Genomic DNA, 23933 nt, shown 5'->3' on the forward strand with positions numbered 1-23933 from the left:
CAACAACAAGAGGGTAAAAATCATGTTAATGAAAAAATTAACAGTTACAGTAGCATTGTGTTTGAGTGGGATCGTTTCAGTTCAGGCTGCTGATACTGCACATAATCTGGATTTTAACAGTGCAGTTGAGCGTGCCGTTGCCGATGGTACCTTGGATGGTTCAGTGAAGTTTTATCTGGCGGGAACCAAGTCTGGTGGTAAAGTGGTACAAAAAGATGCAGTGACCAATAAAAAAACCAATGGTTTCGCTAAATCTGCAGATGCAGCCTGTGATCATGTTTTACGTTCTGCATTGATTCAATTGCAAAACACGGCAAAAGCGCAAGGGGCAAATTCTGTCATTAATATTGTCAGCTACTTTAAATCGAATGAAAGTAAAAGTTCAACGACCTATCAGTGCTTTAAAGGCATGGCAGTAGCAAGCGTGGCTTTAAAAGCGGATCTGGTGAAGTTTTAAGCTTAAGCAATGCCATTTAGATAGAGATTACACAAAGCAAGATGGATGAATTTTCGATACCATTTTTGCTGTAGCATAAAAAAGCCCATCCGAAGATGGGCTTTTTTATGTCAATTTAAAGCTGATCTGGTTTAAAGAAATTATTTAGGAATTTCTTCTTCTTCAAATTCAGGTTTAACCTGAACAATGAAGTCTTGACGGTTCAGACCACGCCATAGGGCAAAGGCAGTACCAATGTAAATCGAAGAATAGGTACCAACAAATACTCCAATAAACATCGCAATAGAGAACCAGTGTAAACCTTCCCCACCGAGGAACATCATGGCCACAACAACCAGCAATAAGGTCATTGAGGTATGAATGGTACGGCGTAGCGTTTCTGTCAAAGAAATATCGATAATTTCACGCGGGCTTGCGCCACGGATCTTGCGGAAATTTTCACGAATACGATCCGATACCACGATGTTATCGTTTAACGAGAAGCCTAAAAGTGCCAGAATTGCAGCCAATACGGTTAAGTCAAAAGGCCATTGCATTAGGGCAAAAATACCCACTGTTACAAGCACGTCATGAAATAACGAAAGCACCGCGCCTACCGCCAGCTTGAATTCGAAACGGATCGTAACGTAGACCAGCATTAACAGTAATGCCAGTGCCACAGCACCTGCAGAGCGTACATACAGCTCATTTCCGACTTGACCGCCAACAGCATCCACTTTGTCAACTACAGCAGTATTATTCGGCAATTGAGCCGCTTTGGTAATCGCGTTACTTAGATTCTCTATTTCAAGATCTTGAGGAGGCATACGCACCAAAAGATCTTTGTTGCTGCCGAGGGTCTGCACCACGGCATCTTTAAACCCGGCTTGATCTAAAGCTTTAACTACTTCAGCCTGGTTGGCAGGTTGTGCATAGTTTAATTCTGCAGAGACACCACCGGTAAAGTCTAAACCCAGGTTTAGACCTTTGGTCACAATAAAGAAGATGCTTGCAATCGTCAGGATAATGGAAAAAATTGCCGCTGGTTTGGCAATTTTCATAAACGGAATTATCCGTTCATCATCAGGGCGGCCGTATTTTTTTGAGTCAGGTTGAGTCATATCAGTCATCATAGATCTCCTTAAATGCTCAACTTCTTCAAGTTACGTTTTTTGCCATAAATAAGCTGTACGATTGCACGGGTTACTGTAATTGCAGTAAACATCGAGCAAATAATACCGATCATCAATGTCACGGCAAAGCCTTTGATTGGACCTGTACCGATGGCAAAAAGAATAAACGCAACCAGGAACGTGGTTAAGTTGGAGTCAAAAATGGTGTTATAGGCTCGATCATAACCCGCGACAATCGCTTGTTTGGGCGAGGCTCCCCATTTCATCTCTTCCCTTATTCGCTCACAGATCAGTACGTTGGCATCGACCGCCATACCAATGGTAATCACGATACCGGCAATACCCGGAAGGGTTAGCGAAGCACCAATCCACGACATCACCGTTAGGATCATGGCCAGGTTGGCAATCAGGGCAAAGTTGGCAATCACCCCGAACAGGCGGAAGAACACCACCATCCAGATTGCAACCAGGATGAAACCGATTTGAGTCGATAACACACCTTTGTCAATATTTTCTTGACCCAGGCTCGGACCCACCACACGTTCTTCAACAAAGTACATCGGTGCAGCCAAGGCACCTGCACGAAGCATCAGCGCAAGTTCAGCTGCTTCTTGCGGAGAATCCAGACCGGTAATACGGAATTGTGAACCCAATACGGCTTGAATGGTTGCCGCATTAATCACGACCGATTCTGCATAAGGGGTACGTACTTCAATTTGTGCACCCGTTACAGGATCGGGTACATAGCTGATTTTCTGCTTGTTCTCGATGAACAATACCGCCATGCGTTTACCAACCGCAGTACGTGTTGCATCTGACATCAGCTTGCCACCAGCACTGTCTAAAGTAATATTTACTTCAGCGCCACCGCTATCTTGGCTAAAGCCACTTGATGCGTTTTGGACACGTTCCCCGGTCAGAATACGGTTGCGGTTCAATAATAATTCGCGACCGCTATCTAGCGATTCATAAGCAAAAAGTTCTGTGCCCGGAGGTAATGCCTGACCTGTCGATTTACCGGTATACGGATCGATATATTGGTCATTCAAGTCAGAAACCAGACGGAATTCCAGATTCGCTGTACGACCCAGGACACGTTTTGCTTCAGCAGTGTCTTGAACACCCGGAAGTTCAACCACAATACGGTTGCTACCCTGGGTTTGAACCAGTGCTTCCGCCACCCCTAACTCGTTAATACGGTTACGTAAAGTGGTTAAGTTTTGATTTACCGCATAAGACTGAATTTCTTGCTTGCGTACATCGGTATAGTTCAGACGTAAAGTCGAACCTGATTCAGATGCAATCGCTTGCTGCGTGAATTCATTGCCATTACGGCGCAAAAAGTCCATTACTGCATCACGGTCACTGTTGTTTGCAAACTGCACAGTAATGGTGTTGTTATTCAACGCCAGACTATTGAATTTCAGCTTGTTGTCACGCAGTTGACGACGCAAATCAGTCGCAGATGTTTCCATACGCTGACTGATGGCTTTGTCCATATCTACTTCAAGCAAGAAGTGCACACCACCACGTAAATCCAGACCCAATTTCATTGGTTTTGCACCAATTTTTTGTAGCCATTCAGGAGTGGTTGGCGCAAGGTTCAATGCAACAACATAATTATCGCCAAGTCCACGGCGCAATACTTCTTTGGCTTTTAACTGTGCTTCTGAAGAATCAAGACGTAAAAGGGCAGCATTATTACTAAAGCTGTTGTCATGGCTTGGAATTTTTTCACTTTCTAATAATTGCTCTGCTTTTTGTACGATGCTTTGATCAATTTGGGTACCGGCTTTGGCACCCGAAATTTGAACAGCAGGTTCATCGGGATACAAACTAGGCAGGGCATATAAGGTACTAATCATCAAAACCACGATGATCAGCAGATATTTCCATGCTGGGTAACGCATTTATTTTCTTCTTAAAATGAAAGAGTCGTGCGAGGGCACGACTCTTTTTGATTAAAGATTATTTAATGTGCCTTCAGGAAGAACTGAAATCACACTTGCACGCTGAATTTTTACTTCTACGCCACGGCTTAATTCAACCACTGCAAAATCACCTTCAATTTTAGTGATTTTACCCATTAAACCGCCTGCAAAAACCACTTCGCTACCTACACCCAGGCTTTCAACCAAGGTGCGGTGTTCTTTAGCGCGTTTTGCTTGAGGGCGCCAAATAAGGAAATAGAAAATTGCAACAAATACTGCAATCATCAAAAGATTAGTAACCAAACTTGGCTGGGCTGCAGCTTCACCCGCTGCGTGAGCAGTAGAAATAAAAAGGCTCATTTCATTTTCCTAAAATAAAAAACTGTATATCAACAATATGATAATAAAATAACTTGTTCTGCAATTTACCCTGTCTTTTTCTTCAGCGCAAATGCTGAAAGATTAATCTTCAGGACAAGGGGGAACTTCTAGACCACGACAGGCATAAAAATCTTGGACATATTGATCAAAAGTACCATTATCTAATGCATCACGGATGTCTTGTGTAAATCTTTGGTAATAACGCAGGTTATGAATTGTACCGAGCATAGAACCAAGCATTTCACCGCATTTTTCCAAATGGAATAAGTATGCGCGCGTGAAATTCTGGCAGGTATAACAGTCGCATTGTGGATCAAGCGGGCTTTGGTCATGACGATATTTGGCATTACGAATACGTACCAGACCATCTGTCACAAAATAATGACCGTTACGTGCATTACGGGTTGGCATGACGCAGTCAAACATGTCGACACCGCGACGGATCGCTTCCACAATATCTTCCGGTTTGCCAACACCCATCAGGTAACGCGGCTTGTCTTCAGGCATTTTCACAGGAAGATAATCCAGTACCTTGATCATTTCTTCTTTCGGCTCACCAACAGAAAGACCACCGATGGCAAAACCGTCAAAATCAATTTCTTTTAAACCATTGAGTGATTCATCACGAAGATCTTCGTACATCCCACCCTGAATAATACCGAACAAGGCATTTTTATTTTTGAGCACATCATGATGTTGGGTCTTGCAACGTTTTGCCCAGCGTAGCGAAAGCTGCAAAGATTTTTGTGCTTCTTCACGAGTTGCCGGGTAAGGCGTACATTCATCAAAAATCATTACGATGTCTGAATTCAAGGTATGTTGAATATCCATTGAAATTTCAGGTGATAAGAAGACTTTAGAACCATCAATCGGAGAGCGGAAAGTCACCCCATCTTCTTTGATTTTGCGCATAGCACCCAGACTGAATACCTGAAAGCCGCCTGAATCGGTTAAAATTGGTTTATTCCATTTCATGAACTCGTGTAAGCCACCATGTTCACGAATCACGTCTAAACCTGGGCGCAAGTAAAGATGGAAGGTATTGCCCAAAATAATTTGAGCTTTGATATCTTCAATATCGCGTGGCAACATGCCTTTTACTGTGCCGTAAGTGCCCACCGGCATAAATACAGGCGTTTCAATCACGCCGTGTTCAAGCGTTAAACGACCACGACGGGCACGACCCGACTGACCTAATTTCTCAAACTTCATAAAATATCCTGAACAAGAGCAAAGCACTGCCTTGCTTGCAGTGCAAGAGCGAATAAACAGTTCGCCGCTAAAAGTTGGCTATTTTCCTAGATTACGCACATAAACACCAGCGTTGTCGAATTTTAACTCGATACTTTCCTTTTCACGGTATATCGAAAAAGGGATTGGAGCTGCTTAAAGTCAGATTGTGGTTGCTATGATAGAACTGTTCAATACGTTCTCATATTTCATTTTTTTCTAAGGCACAGCCATCTTTTATCCCACAATCCATCGCTGCAATCAGGTGAATTATCTTCTGAATCTAAGGATTGCTATCAATCAAAGCCGATTCTAAAGTCAGCAAATAGCCTTAATCGGCGATGTGTAAATAATTATAAAATAATCATAAGACTCCACTTGTACCCTCCGCGAATAAACTACCAATGGTCGATATAGCTAAATCCTCTAACCGCAAATATTTTTGAAAACCAAGGCACATGTATAAATCTAATTTTCCTCATATTCATTATTGTTATTCTTTTTTATGAAGTTATTTTTTTAAATTATAATTTTTGGACTTCTTGCTGTTATTTATACGGAGTGAACACAAGAAGTCCTGGGGGTTAAAAATTAGGTCGATAGTCAAAATTTTGGGTAAAAGTTTGATCTCGAAAGGGGCGAATGGCTTTTTTACTCAGGGTCATGGTATTCACGAGGTTATTAGGGAAAACCTGAATATGGTTGTTAAATAGCTCCACATTACGGTTGAAAATGCTAATGACTGCACCGACATTTTTATTTTGTTCTTCAATTTCATTCATCATTTTCAGATAAATTTCATTGGCTTTCAGTTCAGGATAGTTCTCAACTACTACATTTAGATTACGCATCAATTCTTTATTCAAGCTTTCAATGCGCTGTAATTGCGAGACATCGGTATTATTTACATTCAAATTTAAAATATTCTGACGCAGTTCAGTCACTTTTTCTAAAGTACCTTTTTCAAAACTTGAATATTGTTCAACTAAAGGTTGCAGGCCATCCAGGATCTTTAGCTTCTGATGTTCATAACGGGCTACATCTGACTAGGTCCGTATAGAAACGTTGTGATGACGAACAATATTATTGTGGATCATGATGCAGGCCACGACCACAGTAATGATGATTAATAGCAAAAAAATTAACAGCCCCATTTATATCTCCCCCCAGAATTTCAAGCGTTGTTATTTTAAAAAGTACGTTAAATCAAGCTGTAAGCTTTCCAAATAAGGTAATTTAAAAGTCCGTAAGTGTCCACGTAATGTAGAAATATCTTGAATGTTTTTAGCTTGACTCGATATTTTCAATAAATCTGCGGGGCCTAAAAAGCATAAAGTATGGTTAGTCGGATGGAACAGTAAATCGCCTTGACGCTGGGAAAAAAATCCGCCAATTTCAGTACGAAGGCAGGCGAGAGTAGTTTTGCAGTTTACATTTTATCACTGCCAAAAATGTTTAATTTTTCATTAATCTGAATATCACTGGTATGTCAGGGAAAACTATAAGGATAATAAAAGTTCTTGCGTGCTGTTGTAATCGCAAGTCCCTGGATTTCGACGTCAAAAATGAACACTCCCCATAAGTCTTTATGAACTTCTTTCACTTTGACATTATTGCCATCTTTATCACGGACGCGAACTTGATTGACAAAATGATATTGAAAAATAATGATTTGATGTTGTTTGCCTTCCTCATCTGCCCATACCGTACTGGCATAATAGGGAATGTCATTAGAGAGAGTACCTTGATTAAACACCGGAAACAGCTGTTTTAAATGCGCAATGAATAATGCCGGTTGCGGCGGAACAGAAATATGCTGCGGTTGCTGTCGGAAGGCGAGCTGATATTTTTTAGCAATGCTTTGTTGTTCTAAATATTCAATCACCTCATCAATCGGTTTTTTATCTTCATAACTAATATACGCCCAAAAATCATGAATAGGCCGGTCACCAGACCAACCTGTAACCAGATATTGGTCGGGCCAATAAAAATCAGCAGGCTAAAAAAAAGTCCTAACGCAGCGAACAGCAGCGGCAAGACATTTTCAAACTTAAGTACAATAGGCGCATTCCACGGATGCAAATCGTTGAGGAGATCCTGCTGGGTTTGAGCCTGACGGCCAATCTCCCAGAGCCGCGCAATATTCTGAAAAACCCGTTCATTTTTTTTACGTCGAATATGAATCGAATGTTGAACAGTATCGAGCGGCATGGAGTGCTTCTTTTTTATCGGCAAATATTAAGGTGTAATTTTATCTATCAGCATGGCATCACCATAACTAAAGAAGCGATATTTGGCGTCTACAGCATGATGATAAGCATTTAAAATATTATCACGGTTCGATAATGCCGAAACCAGCATTAATAAAGTAGATTCAGGTAAATGGAAGTTGGTAATTAGACGATCCACCACTTTAAAATCATAACCTGGATAGATGAAAATTTGGGTATCGCCTGTCCATGCCTCTAGTGTGCCGCCATGCGCTTGAGCTGCACTTTCAACGGCACGGGTTGCTGTTGTTCCAACAGAAATGACTTTATTGCCACGGGCTTTGGTTTGACGAATCAGTTCAACCGTATGTTCAGGAACATCACACCATTCGCTGTGCATAATGTGGTTTTCGATATCTGTAGTACGTACCGGCAAGAATGTACCAGCACCCACATGCAAGGTCACAAAAGTTTTTTGAATGCCTTTGGCTCCAAGCTTTTCTAATAAGTCTTGGTCGAAGTGCAGGCTGGCCGTTGGTGCTGCGACGCTTGCCAGTTTTGTCGGGTCATTAAATACCGTTTGATAGCGTTCGGTATCAATAGCTTCTGCTTCACGGTTGAAATAAGGCGGAATCGGTAAAGCACCGTATTGATCCAGAACATCTAGAATCGGTTGTGAAAACTCGACAATAAACAAGTTTTCGTGGCGGCCTTGCACCGTTACTTTTACCGCATCTTCGCCAATAAAAAGTTCAGCACCGGCTTTAGGCGAGTTGCTGGCTTTAATGTGGCAGTGGGCAATAAACTTGTCCTGCATCCGTTCCACTAAAACTTCTACAGCACCACCAGAGGCACGTTTACCTTTCAGGCGTGCTTTCATTACTTTGGTGTCATTTAAAATCAGCAAGTCACCAGAGTCGAGTAAATCAAGAATGTCGGTGAAATGACAATCATGATATTGCCCTTGCGCATCTAAATGCAAAAGGCGTGAAGCACTACGGGTTTCTAAAGGGTAGCGGGCAATGAGTTCGTCAGGGAGATCAAAGTTAAAGTCAGAAAGTTGCATCTTCAATGTATAAAAATAAGAAAAACGTCCGCATTATAGTCCTGAAAAGGGCAAACCAGATGATATCTGATGCTTTTTAAGACAAAGTTTTTGCTTTTGCTATAAAAGTGATCAATTGATTCAATTGGATAATTGACAATTCAGCGTTTAATAGTAATATAGCCACCACAAGCTAATGCGCTTGTAGCCCCTTTCCCGAGGTGGTGAAATTGGTAGACGCGGCGGACTCAAAATCCGCTGTCAGAGATGACGTGTCGGTTCGAGTCCGACCCTCGGGACCAGATTCAAAAAACCCCAAGCCGGTACTAAAGGCTTGGGGTTTTTTATTGGCTTAATTTTTTTTGCTTACATTTGCGTGCTGGGTCAAAAGAATAAATTGCACAAATAGGTCCTAAAAGGTCACATTTGTTTCTTTATGTCTTTATCCATTGTACTCATTGTGGAAATTTGTTAATAAGGTTAAGGGTAATAATTATTTTTACAACAACAATAGTGATTGGATAAATCTGATATGAAAATGCAGTTGCTTGAAATAGGCTCGGAAACTGAGCAGCTTAGCGCATGTAAGCTTTCACTATTGTTAGGTGTTTTTACGCCGACGAATCAGGTTGAGCGTTTTTTAAGATTTGCACGAAGCATGCTCGGAGCTGATCAGGCTGTGTTGGCATTTCATAATGAGCCTTATATCTGGTATTCCTCAAACCAGGGTTTCAAGGCGTTCCGTTCACCGGGTGAAACCTGTTTAAGTCCTTATTTTGAAGGACAGGCCTTTATTGACGATCAACATGCTCAATATCTGAATCTGGTCCAGCACGTTAGTCATTTTGGTGCAGAAGCTAAACGTTATCTGGCTTTTGATCTGCGGATGAATGATGGGGTTTCGATTGGTCAGGTGCTGTTTTTTGATTTGCAACAGGAAGGTTTTAATCCTGAAGATATTGCCACCGTGCAAGATTTCACCAACAGCCTGGCCCATATCATTGAGCTGAAAGCTGACCATGCCGAACTCAAAGAAATGTATGAACGGCAAGTTGCACTCAATTTCAGTAAAACTAAATTTTTCCAGATTATTGCACATGATTTAAGAGCGCCCTTTCATGGTTTACTCGGCTTTTCGGAAGTATTGTCGCAAGAACGTGAAACACTTGATGAATCCAGTGTGCAAAGTATTTCTGAATATTTGTATGATACTGCACAATCGACCTATAACCTGCTGGAAAGCCTGCTGAATTGGGCGATGGCAGAAGGTGGGCGTTTTATTTATCACCCTATTAATTTTGAATTAAAACAGTCAACCAAGATTGTCTGTGATGTCTTAAATAGTCTGGCAATCAAGAAAAATATTCAGTTAATTGACCAGATTGAAGAAGATATAAAAGTATGTGCTGACATCAATATGATTACCTCTGTAATGCAGAATTTGGTTTCCAATGCTTTAAAATTTACCCCGACTGATGGCACGGGTCGAGTTATTATCAACGCAAGCCAGTCTGAAGTGGGCGTACATATTTCTGTTCGTGACACAGGCATGGGCATGAGTCAGACGCAAATGGATCAGCTGTTTCAGCAGTCCGTAACTGCCAGTATTAAAGGTACGGCTGGGGAAAAGGGTACGGGGCTGGGTCTGGTATTGTGCAAGCGATTCATTGATTTGAATCATGGTCAAATTTTTGTAGAATCAAGAGAAGGTGAAGGTACGATTTTTAATGTGACTTTACCGGCAGCGACCAGTACTCATCAGGCTTTACCTCAGGAACACCTCAAAACTGAAACACTAAAAGTATAGAAAATAAATTTTTCTTTTCCTGTATTTCTCTTCAGCTGATATAACTAGAAAAAAGTCGGCTGAAGGTTTGAACAATGAATGCGGAACAATTGCACAAAACATTACGTGCTAGCCAATACGCAGAGCAAGTATTGGGAAATCATGTACTATTACTTGAACAAGATTATGCAATTGACCAATTTCTCGTTCCTTTAAGCACCACGCAAATCCAGAATCTTATTCATAGTGCCTTAGATAACATTAGTGATGAAACCACATGGATGTGTGCCATTCGTGTACTTCGCGCACGTTTGATGTTTCGCTGGATTTGGCAGGATGCCAATCAACTTACCGATGTGGTCACTTTGACTCGTGAACTTTCAGACTTTGCCGATGCATCCATTTGTGCAGCAAAAGATTTCGCACGTGTTCCTCTAGTTTTAAAATACGGTGAACCAATAGGTTATAGCGGTACGGTGCAAGATTTAATTGTAGTCGCAATGGGTAAATTGGGTGCTCAAGAACTGAATCTTTCAAGTGATATAGATCTTATTTTTGCCTTCGGTGAGCAAGGTGAAACCAATGGCCGTAAATGCATTGATGTACAGCAGTTCTGTATTCTGTGGGGGCAGAAGCTGATTTATCTGCTGGATCATATGACTGCAGATGGCTTCGTATTTCGCGTGGATATGCGTTTGCGTCCATGGGGGGATGGTTCGGCACTTGCCATTAGCCACGTTGCGTTGGAAAAATACTTAAGTCAGCACGGGCGTGAATGGGAACGTTATGCCTGGATTAAAGCGCGTATTGTCACTGGTGGAAAAGAAGGCAGTGAACTGCTGGATATGACCCGACCATTCGTGTTCCGGAAATATGTCGACTACACCGCCTTTGAAGCCATGCGTGAAATGAAGGCAATGATCGAACGCGAAGTACTGCGCCGTAATATTGAAGATGATATTAAGCTCGGTGCGGGTGGTATTCGTGAAGTCGAATTTATTGTGCAAGTTTTTCAGTTGATTTACGGGGGGGCAAAGCTTGAATTACAGGATCGTCAATGTTTAGTCAGCCTGCATCATTTGGGTGAGGTCGGTTTACTTGAAACGCAAGCCGTGGCTGAGCTGGAAGATGCTTATTTGTTCCTGCGCCGTGTGGAACATGCCATCCAGGCCTTGAATGATCAGCAAACACAGTCCTTGCCGAGTGAACCCGATTTACGTCAGCGTATGATTGAGACTTTAGGCTTTGCTGATTGGGAGTCCTTCATTACATTTCTGAATCAGAAACGCGCTAAAGTGATTTATCAGTTTGAACACCTGATTAAAGAAAAAGAACCCGATCCGTTAATCGAAAGCTTTAGCCAGCTTGAAAAACAGTTAGATGCTGTTCTGGATGAAAATGCAAAAAATCTCATCCATGAATTTTGGTATGGACATGCACTGAAGAAATTACCTGCTAAAGCAGTACAGCGCTTAAAAACCTTTTGGCCACATTTGATTGAAGCAATTTTGCAGTCAGATAAACCGCAAGTCGCGCTCTTGCGTTTAATGCCCTTGGTCGAATCGGTGATGCGTCGGACCGTATATCTAGTCATGCTGATCGAGAGCAAAGGCGCTTTGCAGCGTCTGGTTAAAATGGCAACCGTGAGCCCGTGGATTTGCGAGGAACTCACCCATTATCCAGTGTTACTGGATGAATTTTTGTCGATGGATTTTGAATTGCCAAAGCGTCAAGATTTGGAAGATTCACTTAGGCAACAACTGCTCCGTATTGAAATTGATCAGGTAGAAGATCAAATGCGGGTGCTGCGCTTATTCAAAAAATCCAATGTTTTGGCGGTTGCAGCCAGTGATGTCTTGGCCGAAAGTCCATTGATGAAAGTATCCGACGCACTCACAGATATTGCAGAAGTCTCGGTGAATGCAGCTTTACATTTGGCTTATCAAATGACTGCAAAAAAACATGGCTATCCGCTCGATGCAGAAGGTCAGCGTTGTTCGCTCGATCACACGGCATTTGTCGTGGCAGGTTATGGCAAAGTCGGTGGAATTGAACTGGGTTATGGTTCGGATCTGGATCTGGTGTTTATTCATTATATGAGTGAACAGGGCGATACCGACGGAACCAAGCAAATTAGCGGTTTTGAATTTGCCATGCGTGTGGCACAAAAATTTATGTCATTGATGACTACACAAACTTTAGATGGTCGTGTCTATGAAATTGATACCCGTTTGCGTCCATCCGGTGAGGCAGGATTGTTGGTGACCAGCTTAAAAGCCTTTGAGCAATATCAGCTGAAAAGTGCCTGGGTGTGGGAACATCAGGCTTTGGTGCGTGCACGTTCCATTGCCGGTGAAAAAAGTTTACGTGATAAATTTGAAGCATTGCGTTGTCGTATTTTGACTCAACCCCGAGACGAGGCCAAAGTTCGTGAAGAGGTTTTGAAGATGCGTCAGAAAATGAAAGACCACTTGGGCTCATCTAAAGAACAGCAAAAAGATGGAATTTTTCATTTAAAACAGGACGCAGGTGGTATCGTTGATATCGAATTTATGGCACAGTATGTGGTGTTAGCCTGGAGTGGGTCGAATCCCGATCTCGCCCATTACTCCGACAATGTACGAATCCTTGAAGATGCCGCAAAAGCAGGTTGCTTATCCAGCGACGATGCGACAGCATTGATTCAAGCTTATCTCAGTGAACGAGCCGAGAGCCACCGTTTAGCCCTTGCAAATCAATCCATGCAAGTGAATGCTGCGGACTGGCACGATACCCGCGTGATCGTTTGCAAGTTATGGCAAAGATTAATTGATCCAACTGCAAATATTTGCATTGGATAAAGATGACTGTGTATAAAAATTTGGAGAGTGCGCCATGAACTTGGCTGATCGTGATGGTTTTATTTGGCAAGATGGACAAATGGTTGATTGGCGTGAGGCTAAAATTCACGTCTTAACACATACCTTACATTATAGTATGGGTGTGTTTGAAGGTGTCCGTGCTTATGAGACTCCGAATGGAACTGCGATTTTTCGTCTTCAGGATCATACAAAACGTTTGCTTAACTCTGCAAAAATTTATCAAATGAAAGTTCCATTTGATCAAAAAACTCTAGAGCAAGCTCAAATTGATGTTGTACGTGAAAATAAATTAGCCTCTTGCTATTTGCGTCCCATTATCTTTATCGGTTCTGAAAAACTGGGTATCGCTGCAACGGACAATACCATTCATGCTACTGTTGCTGCATGGAGCTGGGGCGCTTACTTAGGTGATGAAGCGATGGCGAAAGGTATTCGCGTTAAAACTTCATCATTTACTCATCATCATCCTAATGTGACCATGTGTAAGGCAAAAGCATCGGGTAACTATACTTTGTCTATTCTTGCACACCAAGAAGTTGCACATTCAGGTTATGATGAAGCTATGTTGATGGACCCACAAGGCTATGTATGCCAAGGTTCAGGTGAAAACGTATTCTTGGTAAAAGATGGCGCTTTGCATACACCGGATATTGCGGGTGGTGCATTAGACGGTATTACGCGTCAAACCATTATTACCATTGCCAAAGATTTAGGCATTGAAGTGTTCGAGCGCCGTATCACCCGTGATGAATTCTACATTGGTGATGAAGCATTCTTTACCGGTACTGCTGCTGAAGTTACACCAATCCGTGAATATGATGATCGCGAAATTGGTTCAGGTTCACGTGGTCCAATCACTACACAAATTCAAAAAGCATTCTTTGATGCAGTTCAGGGTAAAGACCCTAAATATGCACATTGGTTGACTTACGTAAAATAGGTTGATCAGGTAAGATCAAAAGGCGAAAACTCGGTTTTCGCCTTTTTTATTGATTAAGATTTGAGTTTATTTTTCTTTTGAGGAATCTTGTTATGCATATTGTCTATGTCAGTGATGGCAAAGCAGGACACCGCTCGCAAGCAATCGGCTTATATAAGGCAATGCAAAGACAAAGTGCAGATCAAGTCACCTTCGAAGAAGCATCAATAGATCAGTTGCCAATTTTTAGCTTATTGTCTGCAATGTTTAAAAAGAGTATGGCCACGCTAAAGCAACAGCCGGATTATATTTTTGGCGTAGGCAGTCATACCCAGTTACGCGTTTTATTGCTTGGACATGTTTATCCTGAAGCGAAAACGATTATTTTAATGAAACCTAATTTTCCATTTGCTTGGTTTGATCATGTGATTATTCCAGAGCATGATGGTATTACTGCATCAGAACATGTGGTCGTTACTAAAGGTGCACTAAATCCAATTGTTAATGAACAGAGACATCAGCAAAATAGATTTCTAATCGCACTCGGTGGATCGTCCAAACGACATCAATGGAATGAAGAAAAAGTTTTAGCTTCAATTCAGCAAATCGTCGATCTGCATCCTCAAGCCGAGATTATTCTGACCACTTCACGCCGTACCCCGAAAGAATTTTTAGATCATTTGAATGAAAAAGCATATGTATCAAGGTTAAAAATATTTCCTGTTGAGCAGACACCTCAAGGCTGGATTTTTGAAGAAATGCAAAAGGCAGAAGCAGTTTGGGTGACTGAAGATAGTGTTTCGATGATTTTTGAGGCATTAACAGCGGGATGTCGGGTGGGTGTAATCAAGCTTGATCGTTTAAAACAGGACCGCATTACTCAATCGGTAGATCAAATGCTTCAATCTAACCTGATTTCAGGGAGTGCTTCAATTCAGGCGTTAGCTGAAGCTCATGCTTTTAAAGAAGCAGAGCGTGTGGCAACATATCTCTTAGCCCAATAATCAGGTTTAAACTGTGACTTATATTTTTCTTCTATTGCTGATTCTCATGATTGTATTTAGCTATAAATATGCGTGGTGGAAGCCAGCAGTAGACTGGAAACGTCCTCGGATTTTAATGTATCACATGGTCAGAGACCATATTGACGGTGCAAAGTTTAATAAATTACGGGTTAAACCGAGTGAATTTGAAAAACAGGTCGCATGGATGAAAGCTGAAGGTTTTCATTTTATCACCATGCAGGAATTACAGGCCAATTGGGATAAGCATCCTGAAAAAACTGTCGCGATTACCTTTGATGACGGCTATCTGGATAACCTGGAAAATGCCTATCCAATTTTAGAGAAATATCAAGCTAAAGCGACCATTTATGTTGTGGTGGATCGTCATGATCGTGATTGGTCAACCTATAAAAAAGCCCATCATAATAGTGGTGAACTGGCACGTGAATCCAAGTTGAATGATGAGCAAGTGAAATTCCTCGCCGACTCAGACTTAGTGGAAATTGGCTCGCATACTTTAACCCATGCCAATCTTGATAAATTAGATGATGCTGAATGCTTAAAGGAATTATCTGAATCTAAAGTTCAATTAGAGCAATTAACCAATCGGCCTGTTACAAGTTTTGCTTATCCCTTTGGTATTTATTCTGTACGTGATGTGGAGATGGCAAAACAGGTAGGTTATCGCAATGCGGTAACTACAAAAGAAGGAATCGACTCAGAACATCCAGATTTTATGCAGTTACAACGTATTAAAATTAGTGGTAAAGATTCAATGTTTGCAGTGAAATTGCGTCTTAAATTGGGTCAGCGTAGCTAAGAGAGAAAAATAATGCATATCTGTATGGTTATGGCCGGTGATGAAGAAGGCGGTTTAGAAAAGCATGTCATAGAAATGGTGAATGGTCTGGTACAGCAAGGTCAACAAGTGACGCTAATTGCTCATGCCAAATATGCATCACGTGTACACGGGGTCAATTTTAAATCTGTAGATCTCACAAAAAGCCGGAAAAATCCTTTTTTATTATGGCAGTTATATCGATTAATCAAGCAAATAAAACCTGATGTATTGCATGTGCATGCTAATAAAGCTGTAGCGATGATTGCACCCTTATTAAAATGGCTGGATGTTCCTAGTGTTGCGACCTTACATAACTTAAAACGTAATATTCATTCATTTGAAAAATTTGATCGAGTCATTGCCGTAAGTCAACGTGTTGCCAAGCAGTTTAAAAAACAAGATGCAATACGTGTAGTGCTAAATGGTGTGCATGCGCCAAGTAGCTACCTGAATCGAACGTCAAGCACACCCTTGCAAGTAATAGCGATCGGTCGTCTGGTTCCAGCAAAGGGTCTGGATCTTTTGGTTGAAGCATGGCAAGGAATCGATGCAAATCTCTGGATCGTAGGCGATGGACCGGAAAAATTGTTATTAGAATCCCGAATTCAGCAGTTAAATTTAAGTGAAAAAATTCAACTGTTGGGCCATCGTGACGATATCAATGATTTGTTGCAGCAAGCAGATTTTCTTGTTATTTCTTCGCGTAATGAAGGCGGGCCATATACACTTTCAGAGGCTTTATTACAGCATCGCCCCGTCATTTCAACAGATGTGGGAATGGTGCCAGAGGTTTTACCGGGAAGCTTGATATGTGCCGCAAATGATGTCACTGCATTACATCAGTTAATTGAAACATATGTGAATGACTTTGCAGCGTTAAAACAACAATCTGAAGAGATATATGTTTTTGCACAACAGCAGCTTACTATAGATGCCATGATTCAAAACACACTCCAAGTTTACCGGGAGTTGATTAATGCCTAAAAATGACAAAGCTAAAAAGACAGTATGGGTGGTGAGTGATGGGGTCCCCGGTCATTTTGCTCAGTCTAAAGGTGTGCTGTTTGCCTTGGAACATGAATTTGAACTGGATATCCACTGGATTGAGCTGAAACTAAAAAAAAGTTTTTTACGTCGTCCCATGGCATGGCTACTTAATTCAACCATTCCTGCTGTAGAAAAAATAAATTACTTTTATCAGGGCATAGTTTTGCCTCAACAAGCACCCGATATTGTGATTGGTGCGGGAGGAAATACTGCTTATGCTGTTGCATGGTTAGCTCGAGCCTATCGTGCAAAAAATATTTTTTGTGGTTCTTTAAGGCATTTAAATGAAGCATTGTTTGATGCAATTTTAGTCCTTGAACCTGATATGCCAAAGCCCTTTATCAGTTTACCTGTTTCAGCAATGCCTATCAGTCAGAAGACTTTAGCTGTACATGGGGAGGTCTGGCATGCGGAACATCCTGAAATTCAGCAAAAATTATGGACGATGCTGATTGGTGGGGAGGGTGCAGGAGCAGATTACAAGGCTGAAGACTGGAAACAGTTAGCTCGGGAAATGAATAGTCTCGCAAAAAATAATAATATTCGATGGCTAATCAGTACTTCACGACGTACTGGTGCGGAAGCTGAAGCGATTTTAAAAGCTGAATTAAATGATCGTTATATTGTCGATTCTATTTGGTGGAGTGAACATCCACGGAAGATTTTACATCAATTTTTAGCTGTATCTTGTGCTGTATTTTGTGGTGCAGATTCGATGTCTATGATGATGGAAAGTATTAGTGCTCAGCGTCCATTAATTGTTTATTATCCTGAAAAATTTCAACCGGATACGAAATTTTCTAATGTTTTAAAGCGGTTGGAATCCAGTGCATTAGCGATGGTAGTTCCAATTCATGAATTGGCAATCAATGATGGCTTCTGGGTATTAAGGCCATTAGAATATGAACCAAGTGAAAAACTCGCGCAACTGCTGAAAGAAAGGCTATTCTCTTGAAAAAATTAAAAATCATTAACACTGTTTATGGCGATGCAACAGGTGGTCGCTGGCAGGCAGTGCTCGATATTGCAAATACTTTAACAAGCTATGGTCATGAAGTCGTACTTTTACGCGGTGAAGAAAATGCCCATTTAAGTAGTGGCGAATGGCCGATTCAGGTTATTCCGAATACTGGTTTTTATAGCCTAACTGCAGCATTAAAAGTTAGAGATTTTATTTACAAACAGCAACCGGATATTATTATTGCACACAGTGGTAAAGCAGTATGGCTGTTTAAAAATGCCATGATTGGCATGAAGAAGAAAATTCCGGTCATTGCAGTAAATCATAGTCATAACGTAAAACGGACGATACGTGCAGATGCCTTTTTGCATATCACCCCTTATGTACAAGAGTTGGTGCAAAAATTACAATCGGATCAAGATCGTAAAAATAAGCCTCAGATGGTGATCTCAAATTTAACGTATTTGCCAAAGTTAGAAGCAAAGCCTCAACCCTTAAGAGACCCTGTGACCTTGGTTATGCTTACACGAATGGTGCCAAATAAAGGTGTCCATGTGATGATAGATGCATTAGCCATTTTACATAAAAAAGGTGTGAACTTTAAAGCGATTTTGGCCGGTCAAGGTGAGATGTTGGAGCAGTGTAAAGCTCAGGCCACCGCTTTGGATTTGAGTGAAAAGGTTCAATTCCCAGGCTGGATGGGAGGTGATGCTAAATTAGCGTTAATGCAACAAGCAGATATTATTGCATTGCCTTCAATTACGGAAATTCAAGGCATTGGGATTCTCGATGCTTTTGCCTGGGGCAAGACCCTAATTACAACAGACGATATTGGGATTCGTCAAACAGCTAAACACGGCATAAATGCATGGTGTGCTAAAGCTGGAGATGCCGAAAGCCTGGCAGAAGGAATTGAATACTTGATCAGTCATCCTGATGAAGCAATGAAATTTGCGCAGCAGGGCAAGAAAGAAGCATTAGAGAAATACTGTTTTGAACAGATTGCGAAAAAGCATAATGCTTTAGTGAATGAAGTTTATCACCATTATTGTTGAGTTATTATAATAGTAAAAATCGTTATATAATATTAACAGTAATAGGTTTTTGATTTTATTTATTTTAAAGGATCATTTAGTGGATTTAATAGATATACATGCACTTTGGGTTGGGAGTAAGTTAGGGGGAATTTCAAGATGTTGCCTAAGCTCCTTCGTTATGAGAGGACATTCTGTATTTTTACATACTTATAATGAAATTGAGGATCTACCTCAAGGTGTAGTTGTATTAGATGCAAACTTAATTATTCCTGAAAATAATATAATCAAGCATAAAAAAACTGGAAGTTATGCGTTATTTTCAGATATTTTTCGCTATGAATTATTAAAAAAGATAGACGGACTTTATGTGGATTGTGATGTGTATTGCCTGAAACCAATTGAAAAACCTAAGTCTGGATATTTGTTAAGTTTTGAAGATGATAAACTTATCAATGGTGCTGTATTAGCTTTGCCTAAAGATAGTAAAGTTTTAAGCAGTTTAACAAGTGCAGCTTATGATCCATATTTTATTCCACCTTGGTATTCTAAAACTAAGCAATTTCGTTTGAAATTAAAAAAGTTATTGGGTTTTGGTAAAGGTTTAGAGCATATGCCTTGGGGAGTCATTGGTCCTAAAGCAATCACATATTATATAAAAAAATTCCTATTAGAAAAAAATGTAAGTTCAATAGATATATTTTATCCTATTCATTATAGTTGTGTAAGCCAATTATTTGATCCTGAGTTAAGTGTTATAGATGTAATAACTTCAAGAACTTTATGTATACATTTATATAATGAGATGCTTAAAAATAAAGATCTTCATGATTTACATCCAAATTGTTTGATGTATAAACTTTTAAATAACAAAATTTAAGATATAATTTTTAGCTTATAGGATAGTTTTAGTGAATAATCAGTTCAAGAAAAAAATTAAAGTTGGATTAATCATAGATGAGTTTTTTGGTGGAGCAAATACTGCATTTGGTGGATATGGGTTTTTAGCCAGAAGATTAATTGCTAAATATTTACCTAATGATGAATTCCAAGTAGATGTCCTTTTAGGAAAAGGAAAAAAATATTTTCTAGCTGAAGAATATAATGTAGATGATATTAAGGCTTATCGTTTACCTAAAAAAAGATGGTTTGCAAAAAAATGGCTTAAAAAGCAGAATTATGATTTATATTTGAGTATAGAATTAACTTTTAATTATATTCTTGAAAATGAGACAGATCGAAATAAAAAATTAATTTTATGGATTCAAGATCCTCGTCCTCAGTATGAATGGGATGAAATTAGCACAGTTAAAATTTTTCCAGAAACTAATTACTATGATCAAAAAATATATGATTTAGTGCATCAGTTGTATGTGGAAAAACGAGTAAAATTTATATCTCAGGCAAATTTTCTGAATCAAAAAGCAGTCGATTTATATAAACTTGATTCAAGTACCCCAATTGAATTATTTCATAATCCAATTGAAATTGATGATGATTTTGAATTATTAAATCATCCTAAAAAAAATATGATTATATTTCTTGGGCGAATCGAGTCAGTTAAGAGGGGATGGCTTTTTTGCGAGATAGCAAGAAAAATGCCTGAATATGAATTTTATATGTTAGGTCAGACATTTAGAGAAAGCGATAAAAACTCCCTAATTATGTCTCAATATGAAAACATAAAGAATTTGCATTTTGTTGGACATGTAGACGGTATTGAAAAGGAAAATTTTTTAAAAGATGCTAAAATTTTAGTTAATACTTCAATACATGAAGCATTACCAATTTCATTTTTAGAAGCCTTATCATATGGTACTTTATTAGTTAGTAACCGTAATCCAGAAAATTTAACCAAAAAATTTGGTTATTTTGTGGGCGATGTCTTGGGCGATGGCTTTGAAAAGATAGATAACTATATATTGGGAATTCAACAGCTTTTACAAGATGAGATGAAACGCGAATTTTTAGCACAAGAAGCTGTTAATTATGTAAAGAGTAATCATAATATTAATGATTTTACAGTTAATATGAGAAAGTTAATTAAAAATGAATTAAATATAAATTAATCCATTTTAATTAATATATTTTGTTTTCTAGTCTTTATAAAAGTCCTCATTGTTCTTCTTTAAAAATTCTGCTAAGGAAGAACAATGCTTGAATACTATTAGTAATTTTAATCTTGCAATAATGTCATTTTTTATCTTTGTTAAATTCTTTTGAATTCTGTTAGGCTTTTTAATATTTTTATTTTGAAGACGATCTAAATTAATAGCACTATCATTTTTTCCACCTTGTTCAAAACAAAAATAATAAGGTGTTGTTAATCGGTTTTTTAATAAATATTTCCAGTCATCGACATATGTTGGTTTTTTAACTAGTTTGTATAAGAAATCTTGAGCTTTAGCCTTGGTAACACTATAGGCACAAGTTGTTGTATATAAATCTGAGGGGCCTAACATGTAAAAGAACAGTTTATTTGCTGAGGGATATCCATGGATTCTTGTACGTGACTGGAGTGTATGACCACCTAAGAAAATAAATTCTTCTTTTGAGTTCACAATATCTAAAATTTTCTTATTAATCTGATTGGTATTTAAATACACATCATCTTCGATAATAATTATTCGATCATATTGATCATATTGTCCATCTATTTGATTTTGCCATATAAACATATGACTAAGTAGGCATCCAATTTCACCTGCTCCCAATGGACGTTTACATTGTTCAGCTTGCTCTCGTGCAATATTAATAAAAGAGAGATATTGTGGTGCTAAATCACGACCGTAAATACCATTAAAAAACTGAAAATCAATATCAGTATTAGTACATAAGGATTTTAACGTATCTATTTCTTTTTCGATGTTTTCTCTTCGGTCTTTACTTTGTTCTAAAGAAATACATAAAATTAAGAGTGAAGGATTTTTATTCATTAAATTTGTGTCCCGGCCAAATAAACTTCATCTTGCCAAGCTGAATTTAATGTTTCTTTATAAATTAAATTCAACCATTGCTGTAATACATTTTTAGATTCAAAGACAGTGTGAGCCAGTTCATAACCCTTTTTTGCAATTTCAATTGCTTGATCAGGGTGCTGATGAAAATGCTTCATTTTATGAATCAGATCTTGCTGATTTTCAAAATAAACGATACTGTCATGGGGAAATAAGAGTTCTAAGCCCGGTGTTCTTGCGGTAAAAACCAAGTTGCCCATACCGGTAAGTTGAGCAATTCGATCACTACTATACATATAAATATCATTATATTTTGAATAGTTAATACCCATTAAACTATTTCTAACTGCGGTTTGATATGGGTGACCAAATAGGCTGGGTTGACCTAAGCAGGCACCTAACTTAAATTTTAATTCAGGTAAATTTTCTTTCAGGTTTTGAATAAAAGCTTCGCGTTCAGGATATTTACTATTTGAACCACAAAAAATGACATCATTTTCATAATTTAGCCAATTGTCACGCGCTTGCTCAATACACGCTAAACTTAAGTTGGGTGTAAAGGCAAAGATAGGGTGATCACAAATTTTAGACAGCTGCTTGAGATAGTCTCCTGCAGTGGTCACAAAAATGTAATCTATTTCTTTTTGCATTTCATGGAAATGTTTTAAGCGATGAGCTTCATTAATTGGATCTACAAACCACATGGCTACTTTAGCTGAACAAACTTGTTTAATCTGCTTTAAAAAATCTAGCGGTAAATGAATATGGCCCAGTAGAATTAGATCAAAATGGATATTTTCACAAAGTTCTAATAGTTGTTGATGAGTCTTTTTATGGGATAAAGAAGTGGTATTGAAGATATTACTTTTTCTGACCATATATTTATAGTCAAAAGCATGTACATAATGGCCTAATTCAATGAGTCCATGCTGAATTTTGGCATCCGTATTATAAAACATCGATCCGTTATTTTCGGTTTTAAAGTTGGCAATATGTAAAATTTTTAAAGACTTTTGACTCAAGGATGTCTCCAAATGTGCATGGACAATATTTTTATATATGGGCTATAGAGTACTATTTACCTATAGTATTTTTCAATATTGTATAAACAAACCCAACAATAATAAGTTAAATGATAGCCGAATTAATAAAATAAAAGGTGTATTAAAACAATCCTAATCTCGATTTTCTTATATTTAAGAAATTTAGCTTATGGCATAGTTTAAATAAATATTCTCTCCTCCTTCAATTTTTTTAAACCGTTTATAAGACCAAATATACTGTTCAGGTGCGACATTGATCATGGCTTCAACATCTTGATTTAACTGGTCGACCGAAACCTGTAAGGCTTTAGAAAAAATATTCTCGGATAATGGGGTGCAGTGAATATCAAACTGATTATCTGAATTACGCAGACAACTTATACCAATCACATTACATTGCGTTTTACTGGCAAGTTTGGAAACTAAGGTAGTAGATAAGGCTTTTTGTCCAAAGAAATCGGCATAAATACCGCCCGATTCTTTGGGTAAATGGTCAGGTAATATGACGGTTAAGCCCCCTTGTTTTATGTGCTTGAAAATCGCGCGGACTCCATTTTCATCAGTAGGCACAAGCGTTGCTCTTGTGCTTTGTCTCGCCTCTAACATAAAACGGTTAATACCTTTATTTTTACTGGGCTTATACATAACCACAGGGTTAGTATATTGATTCAGCCAAACATTGACCAATTCCCAATTGCCTAAATGTAACAGCACAACAATCGTGCCTTTTTCACTATTTAGTGCTTCGGTTAGATGCTGTTCGCCAAAAGTATTTTTGATCAAGTCAACATTATAGTCTTGGGGCATACCCCAAATCTTAATGGATTCTATGTAGGTAAGACACTGACTTTTTAGAGTTTTTTTTAGTAAAGCTTGATGTTGTGGGATATTTAATTCTGGATATGCAAGTTTTAAATTAATGCTGCTCACTTGTTTCATGGATGAATTATAGCAGTTTAGAAGAATTGCAATGCAAGATGCAATGAATTGTAAAACACAGAGCGGAAGTAAAGAGACAACTTTGAATAAAAAATACATAACAACGCAAACTCTTTAATAGCCCAGATAATTATAAAAGAAAATTTTGAAAGAGTTTTATGGCATCAAAGATGCT

19 protein-coding genes, 1 tRNA gene and 2 pseudogenes are annotated in these 23933 nt (G+C 39.0%); 12 read left to right on the forward strand and 10 right to left on the reverse strand.

What is annotated here, in order from left to right:
* Nucleotides 1–22: 22 nt before the first annotated feature.
* Nucleotides 23–457 carry an excinuclease gene (locus ACKI4H_RS17565; protein WP_407308034.1) on the forward strand — a complete coding sequence of 145 codons (435 nt, stop codon included), beginning with the start codon at nucleotides 23–25 and terminating at the stop codon, nucleotides 455–457.
* 140 nt (nucleotides 458–597) lie between these two features.
* On the opposite strand, the gene secF is transcribed toward ACKI4H_RS17565, so the two are convergent.
* From secF to queA, 7 genes and pseudogenes are all read right to left on the reverse strand, one after another.
* Entirely contained in the window at nucleotides 598–1569 is a 972-nt protein-coding gene (gene secF, locus ACKI4H_RS17570) for a protein translocase subunit SecF (protein WP_407308036.1), read from the reverse strand.
* An 8-nt stretch (nucleotides 1570–1577) separates the two neighbouring features.
* Complete coding sequence (gene secD, locus ACKI4H_RS17575; protein ID WP_407308038.1) at nucleotides 1578–3479, reverse strand: protein translocase subunit SecD; 1902 nt, start codon at nucleotides 3477–3479, stop codon at nucleotides 1578–1580.
* 51 nt (nucleotides 3480–3530) lie between these two features.
* Nucleotides 3531–3860 (reverse strand): preprotein translocase subunit YajC, encoded by a 330-nt coding sequence (gene yajC, locus ACKI4H_RS17580; protein WP_131288646.1) that lies wholly within the window; start codon nucleotides 3858–3860, stop codon nucleotides 3531–3533.
* A gap of 102 nt (nucleotides 3861–3962) precedes the next feature.
* Complete coding sequence (gene tgt / locus ACKI4H_RS17585) at nucleotides 3963–5093, reverse strand: tRNA guanosine(34) transglycosylase Tgt (protein ID WP_407308040.1); 1131 nt, start codon at nucleotides 5091–5093, stop codon at nucleotides 3963–3965.
* 602 nt (nucleotides 5094–5695) lie between these two features.
* Nucleotides 5696–6265, reverse strand: a pseudogene (locus ACKI4H_RS17590) (LemA family protein).
* Between the two features lie 30 nt (nucleotides 6266–6295).
* A pseudogene (locus ACKI4H_RS17595) lies at nucleotides 6296–7322 on the reverse strand (hypothetical protein).
* Nucleotides 7323–7349: 27 nt separating this feature from the next.
* Nucleotides 7350–8387 (reverse strand): tRNA preQ1(34) S-adenosylmethionine ribosyltransferase-isomerase QueA, encoded by a 1038-nt coding sequence (gene queA / locus ACKI4H_RS17600; protein ID WP_407308042.1) that lies wholly within the window; start codon nucleotides 8385–8387, stop codon nucleotides 7350–7352.
* A 194-nt stretch (nucleotides 8388–8581) separates the two neighbouring features.
* On the opposite strand from queA, the gene ACKI4H_RS17605 reads away from it, so the two are divergent.
* The 11 genes from ACKI4H_RS17605 to ACKI4H_RS17655 all read left to right on the forward strand — a co-directional run bounded on the left by ACKI4H_RS17605 (nucleotide 8582) and on the right by ACKI4H_RS17655 (nucleotide 20888).
* Nucleotides 8582–8668 (forward strand) — tRNA-Leu (locus ACKI4H_RS17605).
* Nucleotides 8669–8898: 230 nt separating this feature from the next.
* The gene (locus ACKI4H_RS17610; protein WP_407308044.1) at nucleotides 8899–10173 is read left to right on the forward strand and encodes a sensor histidine kinase; all 1275 of its coding nucleotides are present in this window, start codon (nucleotides 8899–8901) and stop codon (nucleotides 10171–10173) included.
* Nucleotides 10174–10247: 74 nt separating this feature from the next.
* Nucleotides 10248–12992, forward strand: coding sequence for a bifunctional [glutamate--ammonia ligase]-adenylyl-L-tyrosine phosphorylase/[glutamate--ammonia-ligase] adenylyltransferase (gene glnE, locus ACKI4H_RS17615; protein ID WP_407308046.1), 2745 nt, complete (start codon nucleotides 10248–10250; stop codon nucleotides 12990–12992).
* A 34-nt stretch (nucleotides 12993–13026) separates the two neighbouring features.
* Complete coding sequence (locus tag ACKI4H_RS17620) at nucleotides 13027–13953, forward strand: branched-chain amino acid transaminase (RefSeq protein ID WP_131271176.1); 927 nt, start codon at nucleotides 13027–13029, stop codon at nucleotides 13951–13953.
* Nucleotides 13954–14045: 92 nt separating this feature from the next.
* A complete protein-coding gene (locus tag ACKI4H_RS17625) occupies nucleotides 14046–14936 on the forward strand; it encodes an ELM1/GtrOC1 family putative glycosyltransferase (RefSeq protein WP_407308049.1) in 891 nt (296 codons plus the stop codon).
* A gap of 46 nt (nucleotides 14937–14982) precedes the next feature.
* Nucleotides 14983–15756: a polysaccharide deacetylase family protein gene (locus ACKI4H_RS17630; protein WP_407308145.1), complete on the forward strand. Its 774-nt coding sequence runs from the start codon at nucleotides 14983–14985 to the stop codon at nucleotides 15754–15756.
* A 12-nt stretch (nucleotides 15757–15768) separates the two neighbouring features.
* On the forward strand, nucleotides 15769–16761 hold the full coding sequence (locus ACKI4H_RS17635) for a glycosyltransferase (protein WP_407308051.1): 993 nt from the start codon (nucleotides 15769–15771) through the stop codon (nucleotides 16759–16761).
* Nucleotides 16754–17779 carry an ELM1/GtrOC1 family putative glycosyltransferase gene (locus ACKI4H_RS17640; RefSeq protein ID WP_407308053.1) on the forward strand — a complete coding sequence of 342 codons (1026 nt, stop codon included), beginning with the start codon at nucleotides 16754–16756 and terminating at the stop codon, nucleotides 17777–17779. The genes ACKI4H_RS17635 and ACKI4H_RS17640 overlap by 8 nt, the downstream gene beginning before the upstream one ends.
* Complete coding sequence (locus ACKI4H_RS17645; RefSeq protein WP_407308055.1) at nucleotides 17776–18840, forward strand: glycosyltransferase family 4 protein; 1065 nt, start codon at nucleotides 17776–17778, stop codon at nucleotides 18838–18840. The genes ACKI4H_RS17640 and ACKI4H_RS17645 overlap by 4 nt, the downstream gene beginning before the upstream one ends.
* Before the next feature lie 79 nt (nucleotides 18841–18919).
* Nucleotides 18920–19699 carry a glycosyltransferase gene (locus ACKI4H_RS17650; RefSeq protein ID WP_407308057.1) on the forward strand — a complete coding sequence of 260 codons (780 nt, stop codon included), beginning with the start codon at nucleotides 18920–18922 and terminating at the stop codon, nucleotides 19697–19699.
* A gap of 31 nt (nucleotides 19700–19730) precedes the next feature.
* Nucleotides 19731–20888, forward strand: coding sequence for a glycosyltransferase family 4 protein (locus ACKI4H_RS17655; protein ID WP_407308059.1), 1158 nt, complete (start codon nucleotides 19731–19733; stop codon nucleotides 20886–20888).
* A gap of 27 nt (nucleotides 20889–20915) precedes the next feature.
* Here ACKI4H_RS17655 and ACKI4H_RS17660 read toward each other — a convergent pair whose 3' ends face one another.
* From ACKI4H_RS17660 to ACKI4H_RS17670, 3 genes are all read right to left on the reverse strand, one after another.
* A complete protein-coding gene (locus ACKI4H_RS17660; protein ID WP_407308061.1) occupies nucleotides 20916–21755 on the reverse strand; it encodes a glycosyltransferase family 25 protein in 840 nt (279 codons plus the stop codon).
* Nucleotides 21755–22798 carry a glycosyltransferase gene (locus ACKI4H_RS17665; RefSeq protein ID WP_407308063.1) on the reverse strand — a complete coding sequence of 348 codons (1044 nt, stop codon included), beginning with the start codon at nucleotides 22796–22798 and terminating at the stop codon, nucleotides 21755–21757. The genes ACKI4H_RS17660 and ACKI4H_RS17665 overlap by 1 nt, the downstream gene beginning before the upstream one ends.
* 183 nt (nucleotides 22799–22981) lie before the next feature.
* The gene (locus ACKI4H_RS17670) at nucleotides 22982–23857 is read right to left on the reverse strand and encodes a lysophospholipid acyltransferase family protein (RefSeq protein ID WP_407308065.1); all 876 of its coding nucleotides are present in this window, start codon (nucleotides 23855–23857) and stop codon (nucleotides 22982–22984) included.
* Nucleotides 23858–23933: the final 76 nt, after the last annotated feature.

The organism is Acinetobacter sp., from assembly GCF_045628685.1.
GTDB lineage: Bacteria > Pseudomonadota > Gammaproteobacteria > Pseudomonadales > Moraxellaceae > Acinetobacter.